This window comes from Streptomyces lydicamycinicus (genome assembly GCF_000829715.2).
Lineage (GTDB): Bacteria > Actinomycetota > Actinomycetes > Streptomycetales > Streptomycetaceae > Streptomyces > Streptomyces lydicamycinicus.
On sequence record NZ_BBNO01000001.1, the window covers coordinates 126,678 to 150,331 of the forward strand.

21 protein-coding genes and 2 pseudogenes are annotated in these 23,654 nt (G+C 73.4%); 10 read left to right on the forward strand and 13 right to left on the reverse strand.

All coding sequences use genetic code 11. The features are described from left to right. Nucleotides 1–7 precede the first annotated feature (7 nt). On the forward strand, nucleotides 8–1,285 hold the full coding sequence (locus TU31_RS00580) for a glycosyltransferase 87 family protein (protein WP_052718791.1): 1,278 nt from the start codon (nucleotides 8–10) through the stop codon (nucleotides 1,283–1,285). Between the two features lie 18 nt (nucleotides 1,286–1,303). Here the strand turns inward: TU31_RS00580 and TU31_RS00585 are convergent, their stop codons facing one another. Together TU31_RS00585 and TU31_RS40165 are read right to left on the reverse strand one after the other, a co-directional pair. After that, on the reverse strand, nucleotides 1,304–2,956 hold the full coding sequence (locus tag TU31_RS00585; protein WP_042149683.1) for a DNA repair helicase XPB: 1,653 nt from the start codon (nucleotides 2,954–2,956) through the stop codon (nucleotides 1,304–1,306). A gap of 129 nt (nucleotides 2,957–3,085) precedes the next feature. Next, entirely contained in the window at nucleotides 3,086–4,099 is a 1,014-nt protein-coding gene (locus TU31_RS40165) for a peptidoglycan-binding protein (RefSeq protein WP_052718792.1), read from the reverse strand. A gap of 413 nt (nucleotides 4,100–4,512) precedes the next feature. Here TU31_RS40165 and TU31_RS00595 point away from each other — a divergent pair, with 413 nt between their 5' ends. Further along, on the forward strand, nucleotides 4,513–5,061 hold the full coding sequence (locus tag TU31_RS00595; protein ID WP_042147200.1) for a hypothetical protein: 549 nt from the start codon (nucleotides 4,513–4,515) through the stop codon (nucleotides 5,059–5,061). 88 nt (nucleotides 5,062–5,149) lie between these two features. Here the strand turns inward: TU31_RS00595 and TU31_RS38405 are convergent, their stop codons facing one another. Together TU31_RS38405 and TU31_RS00600 are read right to left on the reverse strand one after the other, a co-directional pair. Beyond that, nucleotides 5,150–5,320: a hypothetical protein gene (locus TU31_RS38405; RefSeq protein ID WP_018089693.1), complete on the reverse strand. Its 171-nt coding sequence runs from the start codon at nucleotides 5,318–5,320 to the stop codon at nucleotides 5,150–5,152. A gap of 66 nt (nucleotides 5,321–5,386) precedes the next feature. Next, nucleotides 5,387–7,894 (reverse strand): helicase C-terminal domain-containing protein, encoded by a 2,508-nt coding sequence (locus TU31_RS00600; protein WP_042147203.1) that lies wholly within the window; start codon nucleotides 7,892–7,894, stop codon nucleotides 5,387–5,389. A 176-nt stretch (nucleotides 7,895–8,070) separates the two neighbouring features. On the opposite strand from TU31_RS00600, the gene TU31_RS00605 reads away from it, so the two are divergent. Together TU31_RS00605 and TU31_RS00610 are read left to right on the forward strand one after the other, a co-directional pair. After that, on the forward strand, nucleotides 8,071–9,240 hold the full coding sequence (locus TU31_RS00605; RefSeq protein WP_042147206.1) for a hypothetical protein: 1,170 nt from the start codon (nucleotides 8,071–8,073) through the stop codon (nucleotides 9,238–9,240). A 58-nt stretch (nucleotides 9,241–9,298) separates the two neighbouring features. Beyond that, nucleotides 9,299–9,946, forward strand: coding sequence for an HAD family hydrolase (locus tag TU31_RS00610; protein WP_042147210.1), 648 nt, complete (start codon nucleotides 9,299–9,301; stop codon nucleotides 9,944–9,946). Here the strand turns inward: TU31_RS00610 and TU31_RS36310 are convergent. Further along, a complete protein-coding gene (locus TU31_RS36310) occupies nucleotides 9,901–10,161 on the reverse strand; it encodes a hypothetical protein (protein WP_078885552.1) in 261 nt (86 codons plus the stop codon). The two genes, TU31_RS00610 and TU31_RS36310, sit on opposite strands and share 46 nt — an antisense overlap. Before the next feature lie 225 nt (nucleotides 10,162–10,386). Here TU31_RS36310 and TU31_RS40170 point away from each other — a divergent pair, with 225 nt between their 5' ends. Then, on the forward strand, nucleotides 10,387–10,770 hold the full coding sequence (locus TU31_RS40170; protein WP_018089689.1) for a cold-shock protein: 384 nt from the start codon (nucleotides 10,387–10,389) through the stop codon (nucleotides 10,768–10,770). 55 nt (nucleotides 10,771–10,825) lie between these two features. On the opposite strand, the gene TU31_RS00620 is transcribed toward TU31_RS40170, so the two are convergent. The 4 genes from TU31_RS00620 to TU31_RS00635 form a co-directional block, all read right to left on the reverse strand. Continuing rightward, entirely contained in the window at nucleotides 10,826–11,677 is an 852-nt protein-coding gene (locus TU31_RS00620; protein ID WP_042147216.1) for a 1,4-dihydroxy-6-naphtoate synthase, read from the reverse strand. After that, entirely contained in the window at nucleotides 11,674–12,468 is a 795-nt protein-coding gene (locus tag TU31_RS00625) for a futalosine hydrolase (RefSeq protein ID WP_042147218.1), read from the reverse strand. The genes TU31_RS00620 and TU31_RS00625 overlap by 4 nt, the downstream gene beginning before the upstream one ends. A 13-nt stretch (nucleotides 12,469–12,481) precedes the next feature. After that, entirely contained in the window at nucleotides 12,482–12,985 is a 504-nt protein-coding gene (locus TU31_RS00630; RefSeq protein ID WP_042147220.1) for a hypothetical protein, read from the reverse strand. Nucleotides 12,986–13,055: 70 nt separating this feature from the next. Next, nucleotides 13,056–14,507, reverse strand: coding sequence for an MFS transporter (locus TU31_RS00635; protein ID WP_306304245.1), 1,452 nt, complete (start codon nucleotides 14,505–14,507; stop codon nucleotides 13,056–13,058). A gap of 368 nt (nucleotides 14,508–14,875) precedes the next feature. Between TU31_RS00635 and TU31_RS00640 the strand changes: the two genes are divergently transcribed. Beyond that, on the forward strand, nucleotides 14,876–15,781 hold the full coding sequence (locus tag TU31_RS00640; RefSeq protein WP_042147223.1) for a DUF3027 domain-containing protein: 906 nt from the start codon (nucleotides 14,876–14,878) through the stop codon (nucleotides 15,779–15,781). 520 nt (nucleotides 15,782–16,301) lie between these two features. Next, nucleotides 16,302–19,520: a sacsin N-terminal ATP-binding-like domain-containing protein gene (locus TU31_RS00645; RefSeq protein ID WP_370682700.1), complete on the forward strand. Its 3,219-nt coding sequence runs from the start codon at nucleotides 16,302–16,304 to the stop codon at nucleotides 19,518–19,520. A gap of 86 nt (nucleotides 19,521–19,606) precedes the next feature. Here the strand turns inward: TU31_RS00645 and TU31_RS00650 are convergent, their stop codons facing one another. Next, nucleotides 19,607–19,981 carry a hypothetical protein gene (locus TU31_RS00650; protein WP_158894182.1) on the reverse strand — a complete coding sequence of 125 codons (375 nt, stop codon included), beginning with the start codon at nucleotides 19,979–19,981 and terminating at the stop codon, nucleotides 19,607–19,609. 423 nt (nucleotides 19,982–20,404) lie between these two features. On the opposite strand from TU31_RS00650, the gene TU31_RS38995 reads away from it, so the two are divergent. Further along, the gene (locus tag TU31_RS38995; protein WP_181018547.1) at nucleotides 20,405–21,169 is read left to right on the forward strand and encodes a hypothetical protein; all 765 of its coding nucleotides are present in this window, start codon (nucleotides 20,405–20,407) and stop codon (nucleotides 21,167–21,169) included. Between the two features lie 60 nt (nucleotides 21,170–21,229). Here the strand turns inward: TU31_RS38995 and TU31_RS36315 are convergent. Then, nucleotides 21,230–21,388: pseudogene (locus TU31_RS36315) on the reverse strand (transposase); the annotation flags it as partial. A 166-nt stretch (nucleotides 21,389–21,554) separates the two neighbouring features. Between TU31_RS36315 and TU31_RS40415 the strand changes: the two are divergent. Both TU31_RS40415 and TU31_RS00665 read left to right on the forward strand, forming a co-directional pair. Further along, nucleotides 21,555–21,767 (forward strand): annotated as a pseudogene (locus tag TU31_RS40415) (YrhB domain-containing protein); the annotation flags it as partial. Nucleotides 21,768–21,950: 183 nt separating this feature from the next. Beyond that, the gene (locus TU31_RS00665) at nucleotides 21,951–22,538 is read left to right on the forward strand and encodes a GNAT family N-acetyltransferase (protein WP_042149688.1); all 588 of its coding nucleotides are present in this window, start codon (nucleotides 21,951–21,953) and stop codon (nucleotides 22,536–22,538) included. Nucleotides 22,539–22,609: 71 nt separating this feature from the next. Here TU31_RS00665 and TU31_RS00670 read toward each other — a convergent pair whose 3' ends face one another. Together TU31_RS00670 and TU31_RS00675 are read right to left on the reverse strand one after the other, a co-directional pair. Then, on the reverse strand, nucleotides 22,610–22,822 hold the full coding sequence (locus TU31_RS00670) for a DUF397 domain-containing protein (RefSeq protein ID WP_042147233.1): 213 nt from the start codon (nucleotides 22,820–22,822) through the stop codon (nucleotides 22,610–22,612). Further along, nucleotides 22,809–23,648, reverse strand: coding sequence for a helix-turn-helix domain-containing protein (locus TU31_RS00675; protein WP_042147236.1), 840 nt, complete (start codon nucleotides 23,646–23,648; stop codon nucleotides 22,809–22,811). The genes TU31_RS00670 and TU31_RS00675 overlap by 14 nt, the downstream gene beginning before the upstream one ends. Between the last annotated feature and the right edge of the window lie 6 nt (nucleotides 23,649–23,654).

The window sequence follows — 23,654 nt, forward strand, 5'->3', positions numbered from 1 at the left end:
TCAGCGGGTGTCTGCCGCCGAGGGGACATGGACGTGGAGACGCACCTGGGCGCAGAGCACCGCCCATCCCGGCCGGCTGGCGCTCGCCACGGCGCTGCTCCTGGTGTCCTTCGCCGGACTCTGGGTGCTCTACCAGGTCCAGCCGCTGCCGATGTCCGATATAGCGGTCTACCGGGCCGAGGGTGAGGCTGCCGCCACCGGCGGTGATCTCTACGGCTTCACGGTCACCAAGTGGGCACTTCCGGCCACCTACCCGCCCTTCGCCGCCCTGCTCTTCATACCGACCACCTGGGTCTCGCTCGGCACGCTCAAGGTCGTCTGCGTGCTCGTCAACGCGGCGCTGCTCGCGCTGCTGATCCACCTCTCCTGCAAGGCCGCCGGCCTGCGCAGGGCCGCCCACACCGCGCCCGTCCTGCTGGCCGCCACCGCGCTCGGCCTCTGGCTGGAGCCGGTCTTCCAGACCTTCGTCTTCGGGCAGGTCAACCTCGCGCTGACCTGCCTGGTCCTGTGGGACCTCTCCCGTCCGGACGGCGCGCGCTTCAAGGGGTTCGCCACCGGCATCGCGGCCGGCATCAAACTCACCCCCGCGCTCTTCGCCGTCTACCTGCTCGTCACCGGCCGGGTGAAGGCCGCCTGCACGGCGCTCGCCGGATTCCTGTTCTCGGTGCTGGTGGGCTGGCTGGTGCTGCCCGAGGCCAGCATCGAGTTCTGGACCCGGCGGATGTTCGAGACCGGCCGGGTCGGCAAGGTCTGGATCGTCGACAACCAGTCCCTCCAGGGCCTGATCACCCGGGTGCTGCACCAGCCGGAGCCCGGCCTCCTGTGGATGGTGCCCGCGCTGCTCGCCGCGGCCGCCGGGCTCTGGGCCGCCCGCCGGGTCTGTCTGCGCCGCGGCCTGGACGGCTGGGGCGTGCTGTGTACGGCCGTCACGGCGCTGCTGGTCTCGCCGATCAGCTGGTCCCACCACTGGGTCTGGTGCGTGCCGCTGCTTGCCGCGCTCGCCGCCCGCACCCGCCGCGACCCGTGGCGCCGGGCGCTGCTGGCCGCCGTCACCCTGGCCTTCACCGCCCGCACGATGTGGATCGTCCCGCACACCGGCGACCTCGATCTGCGGATCCCCTGGTGGCAGCAGCCGTTCGCGTCCGCGTATCCCCTGCTCGGGCTGGCCCTGCTGGCGGCGGTGTTCTGGTGGACCCGGCGGCCGCCGGTGGCTCCGGGCGGCGGTGGCCTCCCGTCGCCGCGCACCGCACGGCAGCCGGCGGCCAGCCGGTCCCCGGCGGTCTGAGCCCGGCGGCCGTCGGACTCAGACGTCCTCGTCGGCCGCCAGCAGCTCGTCCGCGTCCACGATCCGGTACGCGTACCCCTGCTCGGCCAGGAAGCGCTGGCGGTGGGCCGCGAAGTCCTGGTCGATGGTGTCGCGCGCGACGACCGAGTAGAACCGCGCCTCGTGCCCGTCCGCCTTGGGGCGCAGCACCCGGCCCAGCCGCTGGGCCTCCTCCTGGCGGGAGCCGAAGGTGCCGGACACCTGGATCGCGACCGTCGCCTCCGGCAGGTCGACGGAGAAGTTCGCGACCTTGGAGACCACGAGCACCGAGATCTCGCCCTGACGGAAGGCCTCGAAGAGCTTCTCGCGCTGGGCGTTGGTGGTCTCGCCCTTGATCACCGGTGCGTCCAGATGCTCGCCCAGCTCGTCCAGCTGGTCGATGTACTGGCCGATGACCAGCGTCTGTTCGCCCTGGTGCCGGCGGACCAGCGCCTCGGTCACGTACTGCTTGCTGGCCGTGGTGGCACAGAAGCGGTATTTCTCCTCGGTCTCGGCCGTGGCATACGCCAGCCGCTCCGACTCGGTCAGATTGACCCGGACCTCGACACAGTCCGCGGGGGCGATATAGCCCTGTGCCTCGATCTCCTTCCACGGGGCGTCGAACCGCTTGGGCCCGATGAGGGAGAAGACATCCGACTCCCGGCCGTCCTCGCGGACCAGCGTCGCGGTCAGCCCCAGCCGCCGCCGGGCCTGAAGATCGGCGGTGAACTTGAAGACCGGGGCGGGCAGCAGATGCACCTCGTCGTAGACGATCAGGCCCCAGTCCCGGGAGTCGAAGAGCTCCAGATGCGGGTAGACGCCCTTCCGCTTGGTCGTGAGCACCTGGTACGTGGCGATGGTGACCGGCCGGATCTCCTTCCTCGTCCCGCTGTACTCGCCGATCTCGTCCTCGCTCAGCGAGGTCCGCTTGACCAGTTCGTGCTTCCACTGCCGGGCCGAGACCGTGTTCGTCACCAGGATCAGCGTGGTCGCCTTGGCCTGCGCCATCGCGCCCGCCCCGACCAGCGTCTTGCCCGCACCACAGGGCAGCACGACCACGCCCGAGCCGCCGTGCCAGAAGCCCTCCACGGCCTGCTGCTGGTACGGCCGCAGCGCCCAGCCGTCCTCGCGCAGCTCGATGGGGTGCGCCTCACCGTCGACGTAACCGGCCAGGTCCTCGGCCGGCCAGCCCAGCTTGAGCAGCGTCTGCTTGATCTGCCCGCGCTCCGACGGGTGCACCACGACCGAGTCCTGATCCAGCCGCGCCCCGACCAGCGGCTGCACCTTCTTCGACCGCAGGATCTCCTCCAGCACCGGGCGGTCGGTGCAGGTCAGCACCAGACCGTGCGCGGGGTGCTTGACCAGCGTCAGCCGCCCGTAGCGGGACATCGTCTCGGCGACGTCGACGAGCAGCGCATGCGGCACCGGATACCGCGAGAACTGCACCAGCGCGTCCACGACCTGCTCGGCGTCGTGCCCGGCGGCCCGCGCGTTCCACAGCCCCAGCGGCGTCACCCGGTACGTATGGATGTGCTCGGGCGCCCGCTCCAGCTCGGCAAAGGGCGCGATGGCCCGCCGGCAGGCGTCCGCCAGCTCGTGGTCCACCTCCAGGAGCAGCGTTTTGTCGCTCTGGACGATGAGGGGTCCGTTCACACGCCTCGCCTTTCGCTTCCGGCCGTCGGCCGCCGGGACCGGCCACGGCCCCCGGCCGATGATCACGGCCGCGGACATCGACCGCACATACGGCCAAACGTCCAGTGTGCCGCATCGCCGCGGCGGCCGTCAGCGATGGATGCCGGGCCCCTGTGCGGCGAGGAGGGCCCGCCAGGTGTCGCGGTCGGCGACGCCGGTCACCGGGAGGGCCCGGTCGTGCTGGAAGGCTTCCAGGGAGCGGGTGGTGGAGGGGGTGAAGAGGCCGGTGATGTCGGTGGCGGTGCCGCTGTTGTCGAGCAGGTACTGGAGGGCCACGACCGCCTGCTGCGGCGCATGCCGGGAATCGATCCGGATGATCAGATGCGACCAGGTCCGCGGGCCGACCTTGCCGTCCGCGAGCAGACCGTGGTCGGCCTGGAACTTCTTCACCGCGGCCGCCGTCCGGACCCCGAAATCGCCATCGGCCTCGACGGCATGACCGTGGGCCCGGAGCAGGTACTGGACGGCACGGGCCTTCCACAGCAGATCGCCCTTGCGGGCCAGCGGCCAGCCGGCGGCCGTGGGCCCCGCCGGGGCGGCCACGGCGGCGACCGGCGGACCGTCCTGGCCGGTGCGGTGGGCGAGCGCACCCCAGCCGAGGCCGATACCGCCGCCGAGGGTGAGCACGCCCAGGAACGCGAGGACGGCGCGGGTGGCGGCTGTGCGGCGGGTGACGGGGGCCGCCGGGACCGGAGCGGGAGGAGGGGCGGAGACCGGTACGGGGGACCGGGGTCCGGCGGACGGGTCCTGCGGGCCGGCGGCCGGGGCATCGGGAGCGTCCGCCGGGGCGGTGCCGGCCGGGCGGGGTGACTTACGGGCCGCTCCGGCCGCGGCCGCCTCGGCCAGGGCGCGGGCCCGGGGAAGGTCGGCGGCCGGTGCGCGCAGCACCGTGTGGAGGAGTTCGACGGTCCTGAGCGGCGCGGTGGAGGGGTGCCGGGGGTTGAGATAGCGGGAGAGGGTGGTCTGGTCGATGCCCAGACGTCCGGCCAGCGACTGCTGGGTGGGCTTCGGCCGGCCCTCCCGTGCCGACAACTCCCACCACGTCCTGAGCAGTTCCGCCAGCGCGCGGACCGCGTCCCGGTCCGGTGCGGTGGGTCCCGTCATGCTTCCCCCGGGGCGTTCGAATGTCCTCAGCTGTCGCGCTCGGCCGCTCACTGCTGCATAAGCGCAGGTCAGCAGGGTGCATCGGGGCGCTGCATCGATGCATGAGCCGGAGCCCGGCAGATCGTAGTGAAGTCCCCCGCCGGTGCTGCATCGTTGAGGGGCGCCGCCGACCGGGCCGCGCACCCCCCGCTCCGTTCCCACCCCTGGCCCAGGGGTGCGCCGGCCTGCGCGAATCCGGGAGCGGAGGGGCTCAATGCGCCGTTGCAGCAAGGAAAACGAGGGAGACGACCATGCCCCTGACATCACCCTTTCGGGGAGGTACCGCCCTTGCCGTACCGCGGCCGGGACCGCGCCCGCCGCCCGGGCGGCGGCCGTGCCGACAGCAACCACCCTCACCTGACAAGGAGTCACTCATGTCCGTACGCACCATCGCCCCGCGTCTGATCGCCGGCGCCGCCGCTCTCGCCGCTCTCATGGGCACCGCGGCCACCCCCTCCGCCACCGCTGCCCCCGGCCGGGCCGCGCTGGCGCAGCAGATCCTGGCCACGAAGGGGATCGCACCGGCCACCGCCCACGTCGGCGGCCGGCACGCCGCGTCCACCGCCCGGCAGAACCTCGTCGACACCGCCCACGGCAAGGGCGCGCTCACCAGCCGCTGGGGCGACCGGCCGAACCGCCGGGTCGCCCTGGACACCCGGATGCTCAACGGGATGCTGAAGCTGCGGACCCGGTACGGCTACCGGATCGCGGTCTCCGAGATCGTCGGCGGTGACCACAGCAGCCGCTCCCGCCACTACGCCGGGCTCGCCTTCGACATCAACTACATCAACGGCCGCCATGTCGGCAGCGGCGCACCACACCGGAACCTGATGGCCGCCTGCCGGAAGCTCGGCGCCACCGAGGTCCTCGGGCCGGGGAGCGCCGGGCACGCCACGCATGTCCACTGCGGCTGGCCCCGCTGATCCCGCCGCGGCCGGACCGATCCCCGCCGGTGCCCGGCCGTCCGGAAAGGGCGGCCGGGCACCGGCATGCCGTCCCGCGGTGCCCTGATCAGCGGGAGCCGGCCATGACGAAGACGCCGACGAAGAAGACCATGTAGAGCAGCAGGATCGCCGCCGCGACGGCCGCCACGACGAGGACGCCCTTCATTACGGTGCCCGCGGTCCGATGGGCGTCGGCGGGTCGCGCAGGGACTTCGGGGGACAGCTCGTGCTCGCTCATGGAGCCATCCTGGGGAGCGCGGGGGCGGGAGGCCATCCGTAGACCTACTCAGATGTGCCGGGCTGCTCAGACCGAGTCGTCCGCCAGCTCCGCCACGCCCGTGATGCGGTGCAGCGGGTACGTACGCACCTCGTCGGAAGTGTGGTCGTACGCCGTCACAAAGCCGCCCTCGACCCGTACGGGCGCGATCACGCGCTGGCTGGCGGCTCCGTCGGCGTTGACATAGCCGATCCAGAGCGCGGAGTTGGTCAGCACCGCGGCCTGCATCGTGGCCAGGGTCTCGGCGGAGGTGGTGCGGGGGAGGGCACCGGGGGCCGGGGCGGGCGCCTGGACCGGTTTGCGTTCCGCGGTGGCCGCGAGGTCGCCGGCGCGGATGGCGCGGACCGCCGCCGAGAGCAGGGTGGGGTCGGGGGACGGCGGGCCGTCGGGGACCGGGGCGGGGGCGGTGCGCGGCGGGGTGCGGTAGGAGTCGGCGCGGGCGATCAGGACGTCACCGGCGGCCGACTCGGCGGCCGGGGCATAGCCCATCGCCCGGAGGCCGTCGAGGAGTTGGTCGGGGGAGGTCTGGGCGGCGAGCACGGTCGGGGCGAGGCGGCGCAGCCGGAGGGCGGCGGCGCGGCGGTCCGCGAGGATCTCGGCGAGCAGCGCGTCGTCGTCACAGCGGACATAGGCGGCGGCCGCACCGATCCGCAGCTGCCCGTGCTTACGGGCCACGTCGTCGATGAGGTAGGCGAGCGGCTGGGGGACCGGGGTGCGGGAGTGGGCGGCGAGGAACTCCTGTAGCTCGGCGGCCGAGCGGCCGGCGTCCAGGGCGCGGCGCACGGAGCCGGGGGTGAAGCGGTAGACCGTCGCACCGCCCTTGGACTCGATGTCGGCGAGCACGCCGAGCGCCTCGGCGAGCGGGCGGCGCAGCGGGCCGGGCGCGACGGCGGTCAGGTCCGCCTGGAGGAGGACGTGGTCGACGGGCTCGGGGAGGAGCGGGGCGAGCAGGGCGGCGGCGCGGGTCGCGGCGGCGGTGGTCTCGGCGGGGGTGGGGGCGGCGCTGTCCGACGGGCTGTCGATCAGGGTGCGGCCGTGGGTGGAGAGCGCGCCGCGTCCGGTCACGCCGAGCAACTCGGCCTCGGCCAGGGCCCATTGGGCCAGGCGCGAGCGGAGGTCGTCGGCGGGGTCGGGGCCGGGCGCGGCCGTGGCGCCGTCGCCGGCCGGCAGCCGGCCCGCGGCCGGTGCGCCGCTGCGCAGCGGCCGCTCCCACCGCAGCCGGGCCAGGACCGCCGACGCCGGGACGGCGGTGCCCGGCGGCAGCGCGGCGAGCAGGGCGAGGGCGCGGCGGCGGACCTCGGGGGCGGGGGAGCGGTCGAGGTGCGGGCCGAGGGCGGCGAGCGCGCGGCCCTTCGCGTCGGCGGTGCCGACGACCCCGGGGGTGCGGGTCGCGGCGAGCCAGCCGGCCGCCAGCGCCGCCCAGCGCTCGTGGTCGGGCAGCTGGAGCCACTCCTCGGCGGCCGGGGTGGCCGCGAACCGCTCGTCGGCCTCGCCGTCGGAGGCGATCAGCCCGGCCGCGTAAGCGAGTTCGAGCCAGAAGGCGGCGAGCTGCTCGGTGGTGTCCAGGGCGGTGGCGGTCCGCTTGAGGTCGCGGACGCTCATCCCGCCGGCGCGCAGGACGGCCGGCCCGCCCAGGTCCCACTCCTTGAGCAGCTCCTCGACGGTCGCGAGCGCGGTGAACGCCTGGCTCGCGGCGGCGTTGTCCACAAGCTGTGGATCGCGTTCCGTGGCGGGCGAGAGCGCGGGCGGGACCGGCTCGGGGGTGTGATGGGCGCGGCCGCCCCGCAGATGCAGCGCCGCTTCCCGCGGCAGCACGACATTCCGGGCGCCCGCCGGGATCAGCAGGCCCCGGTCCAGCAGCCATTGCAGATGCGGGGCCGGGCGGTCGGTGACCGCGCCGTAGGGTGGCCCCCACAGCAGCTTGTCGAGGACGGCGACGGAATCGGCGGGCGCGGTGTCCAGCAGCGCCGCCATCCGGACCCGGTCCGTGAACAGGCCGGCCAGCGCGGCGACCGCGGTGACCGGATCGTGGGTGGTGGGCAGCCCCGCCGCGGCGATGATCTCCTGGAGCCGCCCCGGCGACATCCCCGCCATGGCCTCGGCGACGGTCGGGCCCAGGCCGGTCGGCGACGGGTGCGCGGGGCTCGGCGTGAGCAGCTCACGGGCCGTCCGCACCAGCCGCAGCCGGTCGTCCGGGCCCCACACCAGCGCCTGCGCGCGCAGCTCCGCCACCGCCCGGGGCAGCTCGGCGGCGACCGCCGGGTCCCCGGCGTCCCCGCCCATCAGCGCGCCCAGCGTGTCGTACGGGCACGGGTCGGGCGCCACCGCCAGCGCCTCGGCGGTCTGGAGCACGAACCGGTCGAGCCGCTCCACGGCGCGGACCACCGACGCCCGCGTCCCGGCCCGGGTCGCGAGCTGGGTGACATCGCCCGGCACCGGATTGAGCAGGTCGGGCCGTGCCCGCAGCAGCCCGACGAGCCCGCGGTCGGTGCGGGTCCTGAGCTCCTCGGCGAGGGTGCGGGGTGTACCGGTCATTCGTCCTACGTTAGCGGGGCCGGGAAGGACGGGGGAGCGCGCGGCCGCACGCCGCCGCCCCGGTCCGCCCCGATCCGTGAGACACCCGCTGCGCCGCCCCCGGGCCGCCTCCGGCCCGGCCGCCGGTCGAAGCGGTACCGTCGGAGCAGCAACCAGCGGACGCCGCAGGGGATTTCGTGGGGATCGAGAGTGATCAGCTCGTCTTTGACTATCTGAGCCGGGTCGGCGACCTGGCCCAGCAGCGGGGGCTGCCCGCCGCCACCAGGATGCGGCTGGTGACCGGGCTCCGGGCGGAGATCGACGGCGGGCAGGCCGATTCGGTGTCCGGGGTGAAGCGGCTGCTGGCCCGGCTGGGCACCCCGGAGGCGGTGGTCGCGGCCGCGGGGAGCGCGGAGGACCGGGTGCCGGGGGCCGCCTGGAGCGGCGCGGCGCCGCGGCAGGAGCCGGGTGCCGGGGCCGCCGACGGGCCCGCCGTACCGCTCGGCCCACGGCCCGCCGAGCCGCCCAGGCGGTGGAGCGGCGCCCGCGACAAACTCACCGGCCTGGCCGCGCGCAGCGGACTGACGGGCAAGGCGGCCGGGAGCGGCGAGGCGTCCACGGGCGGCTCGGTCCCCGCACCGCGCGGCGGGGCGCCGGACCCCGCGCCGACGGTCGGCCTGCCCCCGCATCTGGCCGGCGCCGACGAGCTGGGTGACGCCGAGGACGCACCGGACTGGTGGCGGGTCGAGCCGGCGCCGTTCGGGCCGGGCGAGACGGTGCCCGGGTTCGTCGGCGGGATCGAGATCCCGGAGATGTGGGACCGGCCCGAGGACGAGCGCCCGCTGTCGCTGACGAAGGACGGCACGGACGGGGCCGCCGGGGACGACGGACAGGCCACGGCCGAGGACGCGTCGGCGGAACGCCCGCTGCCCCGTATGCTGCGGCGCGCGCTGGGCCGCCGGCGCGCCGCCCCCGCGCCCCCGGCCGAGGCCGAGGCCGCGGAAGAGGTCGTGGCGGTGCCGGCGCGGGCCCCGCTCAGCCCCGTCCTGACGCTGGCGGTGCTGCTGCTGGTGGCCGGTGCGGCCCTGGGCTCGTGGCTCGCGCTGGCGGGCGGCTGGGGGCTCGCCTACGTCTCCCAGCGGCTGACCCGCGCCGAGGCCAAGTTCGCGGCGCTCGGTGTGCCGGGCACCGTCGTCGGCGGCCTGGTGGTGTGGCTGTGGGGCCGGTTCGACGGGCGGTGGGGCGAGCCCCTCGCCCAGGGCCGGCTGGGGGAGGAGATGCTGGCCGGGCTGCCGGTGATGGCGCGGGTGGCGGCCGTCGCCTCGGCGCTGTTCCTGGTGTGGCGGATGCGGCGGATCCCGCGGTGAACGGGCGCGGTGCACCGGGCCGGGTGACCGGCGCGGCGCCGCAGGCACAATGGCAGGCATGGCTGCACACACCCTGACGGTCGGCTTCGACCTCGATATGACGCTGATCGACTCCCGCCCCGGCATCAGGGCCGCCTACCACGAGCTGTCCGCCCGGACCGGCACCTTCGTCGACGCCGACCTCGCCGTGAGCCGGCTGGGGCCCCCGCTGGAGGAGGAGATCAGCCGGTGGTTCCCCGAGGAGCGGGTGGCGGAGATCGCCGACCTCTACCGGTCGCTGTATCCGGAGTTCGCGGTCGCGGCGACGCCCGCCCTGCCCGGGGCCCGGGAGGCGATCGACGCGGTGCACCGGGCGGGCGGCCAGGCGATCGTGGTGACCGCCAAGTACGAGCCCAACGCCAAGCTGCACCTGGCGCACCTCGGGCTCGACGTGGACGCCCTCTTCGGCTCCTTGTGGGCGGCCGACAAGGCCGAGGCGCTCGACAAGCACCAGGCGCAGGTCTACGTCGGCGACCACATCGGTGACGTCGTCGGGGCGCACACCGCCGGCGCGCTGTCCGTCGCGGTCGCCACCGGCCCGTGTGACGCCACGGAACTGCGCGCGGCCGGCGCCGAGGTGGTGCTCGGCGACCTCACGGAGTTTCCGTCCTGGCTGGCGCGCTATGTGGCGGAGGGGGCGGACGGGGGCGAAGCCGCCGCCATCTGACGGCGCTGCGCGACCACGGAACGGATCACTCCGGCCGCCGCCACGAGAAAACCGGCGCCCATCAGCATGCACACGCCGTAGAAGGCGGACGGCAGCGGATCGGTTCCCAGGAACAGCGGGGCCACCGTGGCGAGAGTGGCCGCTGCGCCAACTAGGAACATGATCGCGCCGATTCGGACCAGCAGATCCCCGGCAAGGGGCGTTTCGTCAGACACCTGACCAGGGTAAGTCCGGGCCAGAAGCACGGAGGATCCACCCGGCGGCGTCTTGTCACCGGCCTTGGGACCATTAGCCTTGGGGTGGCGGGTCCTGCGGCCCGCTGCATTGCTCTCCAGACCTCTCCACCTCGGCCCCGCCCGGGCGGAGAGGAAGCCAGCCCGCAGATTCCGCAGTAGACCCGGCCCAGTTATTTTCCAACGAGTACGAGGACGAGGACAGACGTGCCTACCGGCAAGGTCAAGTGGTTCAACAGTGAGAAGGGCTTCGGCTTTCTCTCCCGCGATGACGGCGGTGACGTCTTCGTGCACTCGTCGGTGCTGCCCGACGGCGTAGCCGCACTCAAGCCTGGCCAGCGCGTCGAATTCGGCGTGGTCGCGGGCCAGCGCGGCGATCAGGCGCTGACCGTGACACTGCTCGACCCCGCCCCCTCGGTCGCCGCGGCGCAGCGCCGCAAGCCCGATGAACTCGCCTCGATCGTCCAGGACCTCACCACGCTCCTGGAGAACGTCACCCAGCAGCTCGAACGGGGCCGTTACCCGGACAAGGTGCACGGCGCCAAGATCGCCGGCATGCTGCGCGCCGTCGCCGACCAGCTGGACGTCTGACGCGCACGGCCGCGGACCGGCGCATCCCGCCCGCGGCCGTCACACCCGGCACTTCTTACACAAAGCTCAGCGCATCGCGGCCGAGGGGCGGAACGAGCCCCTCGGCCGCGGCGCGGGTGAGCAGCCCGCGCACCGCGGCGTAGCCGTCCTCGCCGAGGTCGGCGGTGAACTCGTTGACGTACAGCCCGATGTGCTGGTCGGCGACCTTCGGGTCCATCTCCTGGGCGTGCTCCAGGACGTACGGCCGGGACGCCTCCGGATCGTCCCAGGCCATCAGGACCGAACTGCGGATCGCCGCCGCGAGACCGCGCAACGTCCGTTCGCCCAGCGACCGCTTGGCGATGATCGCGCCGAGCGGGATCGGCAGCCCGGTGGTGTGCTCCCAGTGCTCGCCCATGTCGGCCAGGCAGCACAGGCCGTAGTTCTGGTACGTGAAGCGCGCCTCGTGAATGACCAGGCCCGCATCGACCTTGCCGTCGCGCACGGCCGGCATGATCTCGTGGAACGGCAGCACCACGATCTCCCCGACGCCGCCCGGCACCTCGGCCGCCGCCCACAGCCGGAACAGCAGATACGCGGTGGACCGCTCACTGGGCACCGCGACCGTCTTGCCCGCCAGATCCGCCGCCGCGCCCTGCTCCCGGGTCAGCACCAGCGGCCCGCAGCCGCGCCCCAACGCCCCGCCGCAGGGCAGCAGCGCATAGTCCTGGAGCACCCACGGCAGCACCGCGTACGACACCTTCAGCACATCGAACTCACCGCGCTCGGCCATGCCGTTGGTGACGTCGATATCGGCGAAGGTGACCGCCAGCTCCGGCGCGTCCGGGACCCGGCCGTGCGCCAGCGCGTCGAAGACGAAGGTGTCGTTCGGGCACGGCGAGTACGCGATGTTCAGCGGCCGGGTCACGGGGCCCTCCTCGGGACGTGGGAGTCCCCCCGCGTGAGCGAAGCCGAGCGTGGGGGAGGTTCCGGAGCCGGTCCGGCGGGGGCCGTGAGGGCTTCGGGGAGCGTACGGAAGGCGCCGGTCAGCGCGGTGAGGGCGTCCCCGATCCGCCAGGCGGCTCGGTCGCGGGGGCCGACGGCATTGGAGACCGCCCGGATCTCCAGCACCGGCACCCCGTGGGCGGCGGCCGCCTCGGCGACCCCGAAACCCTCCATCGCCTCGGCCAGCACCCCCGGGTGACGTTCCGCCAGCTCGGCGGCGCGGGCCGCGCTGCCGGTGACCGTCGAGACCGTGACGACGGTGCCGGCCGCCGCGCCGGCCGCCGCCGCGACGGTACGCACCAGCGCCGGGTCGGGGCGGTGCGCGACCGTCCCGAAGCCGAGTTCGGTGACCGGGACGAAGCCGTCGGGGGTCTCCGCGCCGAGGTCGGCCGCGACGATCGCGTCCGCGACCACCACCGACCCCAGCGGCGCGCCGGAGCCGGGACCGGGGGAGAAGCCGCCGCCGATTCCGGCCGAGACCACCAGGTCGTACGGCTGCCCGGCGAGGGCGGCGGCGGTCAGCGCGGTGGCCGTCCCGGCGGCTGCGGCGGCCGGACCGACGCCGGCGGCCAGCACGTCGAGCGCCACCGGAAGCCCGGCCGCCCGCCGCAGTTCCTGCCCGCCGGGCAGCGTCACCGCCGCGCAGGATCCCGCCACGGCACACACCGCGTCACGCTCGGCGGCCACCGCCGTGACGACCAGCACCCGCGTCATGCGGCCGGCGCTCCTAGTTCTCCTGCTTCAGCGTGAAGTGCCACATCGTCTTGGGTCCCTCGCCCGCGCCCAGCTCGGCGACCTGGAGGGTGACGTCCTTGGAGTACGTGGTCTGGCCGGTCTGCGGGTTCTGCTGCATGAAGAGCGTGTCCGCGTCGAAGCTGCGGTACGTCTGCTTGCTGGGCTCGCGCATGACCGGGCCGGCACCGATGACGATCCAGCCGGACTTGGCGACCTCGGGGTCGACGCCGACGCGCACCTTCTCACCGGGGTGCACCGTGATCGTCTTGCCGCCCTTCTTGGTCAGGCAGGCCGAGACGTCCTTCTTGGACAGGACCTTGCCGTCACCGTCGCAGCCGGGGGTGGCCTCGGCCGTCACGGTCGACGAACCGACGGTCACGGTGGCGAGCGCGGTCGGCTTCTCGCAGGCGGAGAGGGTGATGAGACCCAGGGACACGGCACCGATGGCGGCAGCGGCACGGCGGCCCTTGCCCCAGGAGATCAACGCAGCGGTCATACGGGCAGGCTATCTGGCGCCTCAGCTCACGCCACGCCCGGGTGCGGCGTGCCGCGCCGCCCGTCGCCGGTCAGGCCACCCGGGCGCTGCGCGTACCGCCCCGCCGGGCCGCGCTCAGCAGTCCCCGTACGGCCAGCGCCACGCCCAGCGCCACCAGTCCCGCGGCCACCGCCAGCCCCAGCGTGCCCATCAGCGGCAGCGAAATCCCGATCGCGCCGCCCACCACCCACGACATCTGCAGCGCCGTCTCGGACCGGGCGAACGCGGAGGTACGCACCTCCTCCGGCACATCGCGCTGGATCATCGCGTCCAACGACAGCTTCGCCAGCGCCTGGCACAGTCCCGCGGCGGCCGCCGCGGCGGTCACCACGACCACCGCCACCGCCTGGTAGAACACCGCCGCGAGCACCGTCGCACAGAGCGCCAGCCCCAGCATCGCGGCGATGATCCGCTCCGGTCCGCGGGCCTTCAGCCAGGCGCCGACCGCCGTCCCCAGCGCATTGCCGGTACCGGCCGCCACGACCACGAGCCCGAGCGAGGCCGCCGGACCCAGCCCGCCCAGCGGATGCTCCCGCAGCAGGAAGGCCAGGAAGAACGTCAGGAAACCGGAGAGCGCCCGCAGACAGGCATTGGCCTGGAGGCCGTGCAGCACCGACGGCCCGACCGTGCGCAGTCCGGGCTTGCGCCCGCCGCCGGCCTCGCGCGCCACCGCGTCCCGGGACGCCAGCCGGGCCGGGCGCTCGCCTTTCGCCGAGTCGACCTTGTGCGGCAGCGAGAACGACAGCACCGTCCCGGCCACGAACACCACACACGCCCCGTACAGCGGCCAGCCCGGCCCGATCAGATGCAGCCCGGCCGCCGCCGGGGCCGCCGCCCCCGTCGCCAGCAACCCCGCGAGCGTCACCCGTGAATTGGCCTTGACCAGCGAAATCCGCGGGGGCAGCAGCCTCGGCACCACGGCACTGCGGACCACCCCGTACGCCTTCGACGACACCAGCACACCCAGCGCCGCCGGATACAGCTCCAGCCCCCCGGTGGCGACCGCGCCGGACATCGTCAGCGCCAGCAGGGCCCGCGCCAGCATCGCGCCCGCCATCGCCGCCCGGCGGCCGTGCGGCACCCGGTCCAGCAGCGGTCCGACCACCGGTGCGAGCAGGGCGAACGGCGCCAGCGTGACCGCCAGATACAGCGCGACCCGGCCCCGCGCCTCATTCGTCGGCACCGAGAAGAACACCGTCGAGGCCAGCGCGACGGTGATCAGCATGTCGCCGGCGGAGTTCACCGCATGCAGCTCGATCAGCTTGCCCAGGCCCGACTCCCCGGCGCCGTGCGCATGCGTGGCGCGCCGCACCCCGCGCGCCGCGCCGGTGAACGGCCGGTGCAGCGCTCGGCCGACGGCCCGGCCCGCCCGGCGGACCCGGCCGGTCCCGTCCCCGCCGCGCGTCGAGGCGCGCGAGGCCCGTGACGATTTCCCTGCTGTCCTCGACACCTTCGACACCTTCGACGCCCGTGCGGCAGCCATCCGGTCATAGTGCCCCAACTCGCCCAGGAGGGGGCACTTTCTCCGCCCTGCCGCGCGGGGCGTACCGGCCCGTGGTCGCGGCCGGGGACATTTGCCGCTCCCACCGAGGGGTCGTCCACCGTTGAAGGGGTAGCGTGTGTAGCGCGCCACCGGCGGTCGTTCTTGGCCGCGTGCCTCCGCGCGATCCCGCAGAATGGGACGTAAGAGGTGCGCTCGACCGAAACGACCGGGCGCGGACGTCGACGCGGTCCCCAGGTCCGCTCCGCCCGCCCCGGCACCGCCGGTCGTCCGGACAGGACAAGGACAGCTCCGGCTGGCGCACTCGTGAGACGGCGTGGAAGAGAGAATCGATTCTTGTGAGTGCTGCGATGCGAAGCCGTACCCCTGACCGCCTGTGCGCCGAGGCGGTTGACCTTGCCAGGGCGGCGGCGGAGGAAGCCGCACTGCCCGGCATGGTCGGCGAGCACATCGAGGCCGTTGCCGACGGAGACCGCGTCGTCACCCACCTCTTCGCCTGCAACGAGCCCGGCTACCGGGGCTGGCGCTGGGCCGCGACGGTCGCCCGGGCCTCCCGCGCCAAGATCGTCACGCTCGATGAGGTGGCCCTGCTGCCCGGCCCCGACGCCCTGCTCGCGCCCGAGTGGGTGCCATGGAGCGAGCGGCTGCGCCCCGGCGACATGGGCCCCGGCGATCTGCTGCCCACCGAGGCCGACGACCTGCGCCTGGAGCCCGGCTTCACCGGCGAGGACATCCCGCCCCCGAACTCCGTGGTCGCCGAGGGCATGGCCGCCGACGTCGCCGACTCCGAGGAAGCGGACGTCGTCCCGGGCTCGCCCGCCGTCCAGCCCGCCCCCGAGCGCGGCAGCATCGCGGCGGTCGCCGAGGAACTGGGCATGCGCCGTGCCCGGGTGCTCTCCCGCTACGGTCTGCACACCGCCGCCGACCGCTGGGAAGAGGCCTACGGCGCCCGCACCCCCATGGCCCAGGCGGCCCCCGCCACCTGCGTGACCTGCGGCTTCCTCACCACGCTGCCCGGCTCCCTGGGCCAGGCGTTCGGCGTCTGCGCCAACGAGTTCTCCCCGGCGGACGGCCGGGTGGTCTCCCTCGCGTACGGGTGCGGGGCGCATTCCGAGGCGGCCGTCATGCCGAAACCGCCGCGGCCGGCCGCGCCGGTTGTGGACGAGACGGTTGTCGAGCCGTTGTCGCTTCGTCCCGAGCGGGATGGTGGGTCCGTCGAGGAGACCGGGCCTGCTGAGGAGCTGGGGCACAGCTAAGCGCTGGGGGCTCATTCCCACGTTTTCGGGTGGCACCGCCGTGCCTGTTTTCGCCTGTCGGCGGGGGTGGGGGTGTTTGGGCGGGGGCCGCGGTTGTTGGTGGTGGGTGGCGGGGTCGGTCCTCCGGGGGCGGGTTTCCGGACTGCTTCGCTTTACGTCCGGAAACCCGCCCCCGGAGGACCGACCCCTCCCGTACGGATGGCGGCCTCCGTCCGGTGGGGGAGTTGTCAAAGACCAGTAGTGCGGCCGCATGGTGGTGCGGCTGCGGGTGCTGGTCTTTGTCTTTCCTTCACCTCCACCCCGGAGGCCCCGCCACCGGCACCCACCACGAACCGGGGCCCCACCCCGAACAACCCCCTCCCCGCCGACAGGCGGGGAAACAGGCCGCGGCGGGCCACCCGACAACGTGGGGCGATACCGTCGGCCCACCGACATTTAAGGGAGACGGACAGTGACAGCGACGTCGTGGGTGCGAGGCGCAGCCGGAGACCCGTTCGGGACGGCCCGACTGCGGCGTGGCGTGCTGGATGCCTGGGCCGCCTCGCCGGCCCGGTTCCGGGAGGACGCTAACGCCGAGGAGGACCTCGCGCTCGGCGGCTACCGCGACCGGCTGGCCGTGGAGCTGGCGCAGAACGCGGCGGACGCGGCGGCCCGGGCCGGCGTCCCCGGCCGGCTCCGGCTGACCCTGCACGCGGCCAACGGCGACGCGCCCGCCGTACTCGTCGCGTCCAACACCGGTGCCCCGCTGGACGCCACCGGCGTCGAGTCGCTGTCGACGCTGCGGGCGTCCGCGAAGCGGGAGCCCAGTGTGGCGGCCGGTGCGGTCGGCCGGTTCGGTGTGGGCTTCGCCGCGGTGCTGTCGGTGAGTGACGAGCCGGCGCTGGTGGGCCGTACCGGCGGTGTCCGCTGGTCGCTGGCCGAGGCGCGGGCGCTGACGGAGGAGGTGGCGGCGCACAGCCCGGGGCTGGGTGGTGAGTTGCGCCGACGGGACGGGCATGTCCCGCTGCTGCGGCTGCCGCTGCCCGCGGAGGGCGGGGCGCCCGAGGGGTATGACACCGCCGTCGTGCTGCCGCTGCGGGACGTCGCGGCGCAGGATCTCGCCGAGCGGCTGCTGACCGGGATCGATGCGGCGCTGCTGCTGACGCTGCCGGGGCTGGCCGAGGTCGTGGTCGAGACCCCGGAGGGCGTACGGGAGTTGCGGCGCAGCCAGGACGGCCCGTACGTCCTGATCGAGGACAGCGAGCGGGGCGCGACCCGGTGGCGGGTGGCGAGCGACGGCGGGCCGCTGGATCCGGCGTTGCTGGCGGACCGGCCGGTCGAGGAGCGGCTGCGGCCGGCCTGGTCGGTGACCTGGGCGGTGCCGGTGGACGACGAGGGCGCACCGGCCCGGCCGGGGACCGCGGCGGTGGTGCACGCCCCGACGCCGACGGACGAGCCGCTGGGGCTGCCCGCGCTGCTGATCGCGTCGTTCCCGCTGGAGCCGACCCGGCGGCATGTCGCGCCGGGTGCGCTGACGGACTTCCTGGTGGGGCGGGTGGCCGCGACGTATGCGGCGCTGCTCGGCGACTGGCAGCCGGTGTCGGTCGGCACCCTCGATCTGGTGCCGGGCCCGCTGGGCAAGGGCGGTCTGGACGGTGAGCTGCGCCGCCAGGTACTGGAACTGCTGCCGCGGGTGCGGTTCCTGCCGAGCGCGGGCGCCCCGGCCGGCGGGCGTACGGCGGAGCCCGAGGCGGCGCCGGCGGACGAGTGGGACGAGGGCGACGGCGGGGTGGACCGGTACGTCCTGCGCCCGGTGGACGCCGAGTTGGTGGAGGGCGCGGGCGCGGCGGCCGTGGCCGTGCTGGCCGAGCTGTTCCCCAGCCTGCTGCCGGCCGGGCTCGAACGCCGGCCGGAGCTGCGGGCGTTGGGCGTGGCCCGGGTCCCGCTCGGCGAGATGATCGACCGGCTGGCGGGCGTCGAACGGTCGCCCGGCTGGTGGTGGCGGCTCTATGACGCGCTGGCCGGTACCGACCCGGACCGGCTCAGCGGGCTGCCGGTCCCGCTCGCGGGCACGGCCGGTCAGGGCCCCGGCGGCGCGCAGGGCGGCGTACGGACCACGATCGGGCCGCGTCAGGTGCTGCTCCCGCTGCCCGGCGGCGGCCCCGAGGAGGACGCCGCGGCCCGGCACCGTACGCTCGCCCGGCTCGGTCTGAAGGTCGCCCACCCCGACGCGGTGCACCCGCTGCTGGAGAAGCTGGGCGCCACCCCGGCCGCGCCGCGCGCCGTGCTCACCACGCCCCAGGTGCGGGCGGCGGTGGCGAACTCCCTGGAGGCCGACGAGGACGCGTACGACGTCTTCGCCGACGAGCTGGGCGAGGGGCCGGGGGCCCCGCTGGGCGCCGAGGAGCTGGCGGAGACGGTGCTCGGTCTGGTCCGGGACGCCAATCTCACGCCGGGCGACGAGCCCTGGCTCGGGGCGCTCGCGCTGCCCGACGAGGACGGTGAGCTGGCGCCGGCCGGCGAGTTGGTCTACCCGGGCAGCGCCTTCGAGCGCGTCATCCGGGAAGGCGAGATCGCGGCCTGTGACGCGGAGTGGGCCGGACGGTGGGGCGAGCAGCCGCTGACGGCCGTGGGCGTCATGGCCGCCTTCGCGCTGGTCCGGGCCACCGATGTGGTGCTCGACCCGGACGAGATGGAGCCCCGGGAGGGCGACTTCGCCGAGCCGGACGATGTCGGACTGCTGGACGCGGTGGACGTCTGGTGTGAGGACATCCTCGACGCGCTGCCGGAGACCCCCGTCCCGCCGGTGGTGACCGAACTCGTCGCGGTCCGCGACCTCGACCTGGTCGACGACGACGCCTGGCCCCAGGTGCTGGCGATGCTGTCCCAGCCCCCGCTGCGCGACGCCCTGACCGCGCCCGTCCGGGTCCTGCTCCCCGACGGCACCACCGAATCCGTCCGCCCGTACACCGCCTGGTGGCTGCGCGGGCACCCGGTGCTGGACGGCCGCCGGCCCGCCGGTCTGCGGTCGGCGGGCGGCGACCCGCTGCTGTCCGGGCTGTACGAGTCCGCGGACGCGGGCGATGTCGATGCCCAGGTGCTGCGGGCCCTCGGCGTCCGCACCTCGGTCGCCGCGCTCCTCGACGAGCCGGGCGGCGCGGCAGAACTGCTGGCCCGGCTCGCCGACCCGGACCTGACCGTCGGTGCCGCGCAACTGCACGCGCTCTACGGCCTGCTGGCGGATCTGGACCCCGACCAGGTGACCCTCCCGGACGAGTTGCGGACCGTGCGCGACCAGGAAGTCCAGGTGGTCGACGCGGCCGACGCCGTGGTCGCCGACGCCCCGGACCTGGTGCCGCTGGCGGCCGGCCGCGCCCTGCTCCCCGTACGCCCGGCCCGCGCCGCCGCGCTGGCCGAACTGCTCCAGGTACGGCGCCTGAGCGAGGTGGTCAGCGCCGAGGTCCGCTCCGAGGGCGTACGCCACGAGGTCCCCGGGGCCGTCCGCTCCCTGCTCGGCCCCGCCACCCCGGACACGTACCTGGAACACGAGGAACTCCTCGTCGGCGACGGCCCCGACGACACCGCCGAACTCGACTGGCGCTACACCCCCGACGGCACCCTCCACGCCGCCACCCTGGAGGGCGTCGCCGCCGGCCTCGCCTGGTCCACCGGCCAATGGCCCCGCCGCTTCGAGGTCGCCGCCCTCCTGGAAGACCCGGACCGGGGGGAGGAGCTGGCGCGGGCGCGGTGGTTCGACTGAGGGAGGCGCAGTCGGTCCCCGCTGTCGCTTCGGTCCTGTTCCGGCTCCTCCGGAACGGGAGGGCGGAGGCCAGCCGATGTTGGCGTTTAAGCCACGCCCTCACAGGGGTCGACGTCCTGCTTCTTGGAACAGGACTCGAACCGCTTGGCGTACTCCTTGACGGCTGACTCGAACACGTCCGTGGAGGAGACGATCGTCCACTGCGTCGTTTGCACACCGAAGTCGCGGTCGAGCGTCAGCCGGGTTCGATCTTCGGAGAGGGCGCCCGTGACGACCCCGTAGTCGGTCAGTCCGTCGAACTCAAACGTGCTGTCCGAGCCGCGTCCGTTGAAGTCGGTCTTCTCCCGGACTTCCTTGCCCTGCCCGTCGAAGTGCACCATCGTGTACTTCCCGATCAGCTGGCCACCCTCGGGGTGGACCTGGAAGGCCAGCATGGCGTGCAACTCCCCGTCCACGGCCATGGCGGCATATTTGCGGGGTTGGGCTGCCTGCGTCGTACTCGTGGCTCGGCTGTCGGCGGCCGAGCCGGCGTTAGCAGCAGGTTGCTTGTCGCCGCCGGAGCAGCCAGCGGCCGATGCAACCAGCAGTGCAGTCAGACCTACGATGGCGGCAGCGTGCATCCGCACGCGCAGGAGCAGACGCCGTAACTTCGTTACCCGACCCACGAGACCCCCGGTGTTGCAGTCGCTGGAGTGACGGTCTACGGCTGAGCAAGGTAGCAGCGCCGCCGACTGACGTCGATTGCGTCGGCAGCCGCACCGTGTACACCTCGCGGCAGTTGGGGTATACCCCAACTATTGTGTCGGTGCAGGAAGTTGCCGGCGAGGCCCGCACGGGCTGTTTGGCCTCTGCGCGACGCACGTGGACCGGCAGCAGCAGTGGGGGTGCTCAGCACGGTGGTCGACGATCGACCTGATGCAAACACACCTGGCCAGGGCGACAACCATGTGGACGGTGCACACCGTGCATCGGCGCCCCCACCGCCGGCAGACCCGCCGACGCCGGACGGTGGGCAAGGCGATGGTGCGGGTGGAGGCTGGTTCAGCAGACATCAGCAGGCAGCCTGGATCGCTGCCGGGGCGACGGTCCTCGCCGCCCTGATCACGGCGGTGGTGCCTGTTCTCGGCTCCTCCGGTGACGACAACGCCGACGGTGCCCAGACCATCGTGCCGACTTCATCGACTCCCACTTCGGCGCCCGAATCCATACCCGCCTCCGGCTCGCCATCGAAGCAGACCGGGACGCCCGAGCCGGATCACAGTTCTTCGCCCGCGGGAAGCGAACTTTGGCGAGGCTCATTGCTGCTGGACACCGTAGCCAAGGACCTGGACGCCGGACAGCCCGTCGCTGTTGGCTATGCCGACGAAGGCGATGTGTACATGACGCCGGAGAACCAGATCAACGGTGGGAACGGCACCGTGATCTCTCTCTGGTCAGGAGGCACGACCAGTCTCCCTGGATATGAGGAGTGCTCGAAAACGATCACTGCGGAAGGAGCCAACGAGCAGCAACTCACCAAGAACGTAGTGCTGTGCATACGCACCAGCGCCGGGAACATCGCCCGGCTCAAGCTCACTGAGCTCGGCTCCAACGGCATTGGCAGCGATTACCGCAACAAGTTCGACGCCGTCATATGGGACGCGAGCTGAGCCGGCTGCATGGTGCTGGATCTCGTCGCGGTCGACGTCGGTGATCGGTCGCCTCGCCAGGGCGGTCAGCCGTTCGTAGTCGCGGGCCAGCCGACGGTTTCGGACCAGCCAGCCGAAACTTCGCTCCACCACCCAGCGGCGGGGCAGGACCTTGAAGCCCTGACGTCGTCGGTCCGCTTCACGATCTCGACGACGATGTCCAACGCGTCGCGGGCCCATGAAAGCAGAGCGGAATCAACGGAGTTGGCGTATCCGCCGTCGGCCCACGCCAGACTGATCGTGCGGAAGCCGGCCGCGAGCTGGGCCAGGATGGCGTGGCCGCTCAGGGAACGGGCTTGAAAACTGTTGGTCGCCGTCCGGGTCCGTGAGCGATGCTGCACGCGTGATGGAGCGAGATGCCGCCGTTCGGTTAGTCGAAGAAGAGCTGGAACGCGACTATCAGCGGGAGCTGTCGGCGGGGCTGGACCCGATGCGGATGGCTGTGGCGCACGTACGGGAGCACGAGCTGGCGTGGATCGTCTCGTGGACGTCCGAGGAGTACCTGCGGACCGGCAACTCACGCTTCATGCTCGCCGGAAACGGGCCGTATCTGGTTGACCGCGTCGACGGGGGCCTGCACCGGATCGGCGTCGTCTCCGCGGTCAGCGGGGCCTGGGAGGTGGACTACCGAGTCCGCATCCGAGGTCAGGCCGTACGGACCGCGGTGGACGAGCTGCACGAGGAAGTGCGGGCCGTGGCGGCCGCCCGGGCACCACTCCGGGACCGGGAGATGATGCCGCCCATGCCTCTCGCGATCACTCCCGCCCTCCCCGCCGGAGACCTCTCGGCCACCCCGCAGCCTTCTCTCCCCTCACCCGGCGGCGAGTTGCTGTTGCGGCCCTGGGAGACGGCCGACGCCCCCGTCCTGCAAGCCGCCTACCAGGACCAGGCGATCCGGCGCTGGCACATGCACCACGTCACGTCCCCGGCGGAGGCGCGGGAGTGGATCGCGGCCTCCCACCGCTCCTGGCAGCAGGAGCGGGACGCCCAGTGGGCCATCACCCGGGCGTCCGACGGCGAGATCCTCGGCCGGGCGGGCCTGCGCCGGATGGACCTGGACCACGGCGAAGCCGAGTGCGCGTACTGGGTCCTGCCGCCCGCCCGCGGCACCGGCATCGCCCCGCGCGCCCTCGCCACGCTGGCCGCCTGGGCCCTGGACGAGGCCGGCTTCCACCGCCTCGAACTCGCCCACTCGACCGCCAACGAGCCCTCGTGCCGGGTGGCCACCAAGTCCGGCTTCACCCTGGAGGGCACCCGCCGCAGCGCCCATCTCCAACAGGACGGCTGGCATGACATGCATCTTCATGCCCGTGTGCAGGGCGATGTGTGAGGGGCAGGGGGCGGCCCCCGTCGCGGTGGGCGTGACGGGGGCCGGTCGCGCGTGATGCGTGGTGCGGTGGCTCAGTTGCCGAACTCGCCGCCCTTGACGGCGTTGAGGAAGGCGGACCAGCCGGCTTCGGGGAAGACGCAGGCCGGTCCGTGCGGGTTCTTGGAGTCACGTACCGGTACGGCGCCGGGCACGCCGTCGGCCACCTCGATGCACTCGGCTCCTTCGCCGTTGCTGTAGCTGGATTTGCGCCAGCCGGTCAGAGCGGACGCGTCAGGAATCGTCATCATCCTCGTACTCTCGCAGGTAATCGCGAATCAGGTCGAGAGTTTCACGTTCCGGCAGCGCCTTGGAGCGAGCCACGTCAAACCTCTGCGTGAGCTCAAGAATTCTTTCCGGTGACTCGACCGGCAGGCCAGAGGCGAAGCTTTCGACATAGGCGAGAGTGGACCCGTTCCGCAGGGTGTGCAAGCTCAAGCTTCCACCCAGCATGGGGTGCGCGCCCTGCGCAAACGGCAACACCTGCACCGAGACGCGGGGTGACTCAACTGCTTTGAGCACATAGCGAAGTTGAGTCCGCATAGTGGAAATGGGGCCGATCGGACGCTTTAACGCCGCTTCATCCATGATTGCCCAGTAGTACGGCGCTTGCTCCTTCTCGAAGACGCGCTTACGGCGCATTCGCGTGGCGACCCGCCCGTTTCTCCGCTCCTCGGATTCGCCGGGAAGTGACTCGCGAAACAATGCGTGCGCGTAGTCCTCGGTCTGTAGAAGTCCTGGAATCAGACTGCTGCCGAATACCTGAATGCGAGCCGCCTTGCGCTCGCTGTCGACGACGGCCCGGCCGTAATCCGGGATCGAGGCGTCCTGCGCCATGGCGAGCAACTCGACAAGGAGTCCATCCGTGGCGAAATGCGTGTCCAGGTGCTCGGCGAGCGCCTCCGACGGCAACTGCTCCCCCCGCTCCACCCGGCTGAGGTACGTATGCGGGTAACCGACCTTGTCGGCGAGGGCGCGCTGTGAAAGGTCAGCGGCCTCCCGCAGGCGGCGTAAGCGCCGCCCGAGTACCGAGCGCGGGGTGGCCCTGTCGTCGTCCTCGTTGTTCAGCTCCATTGCTCG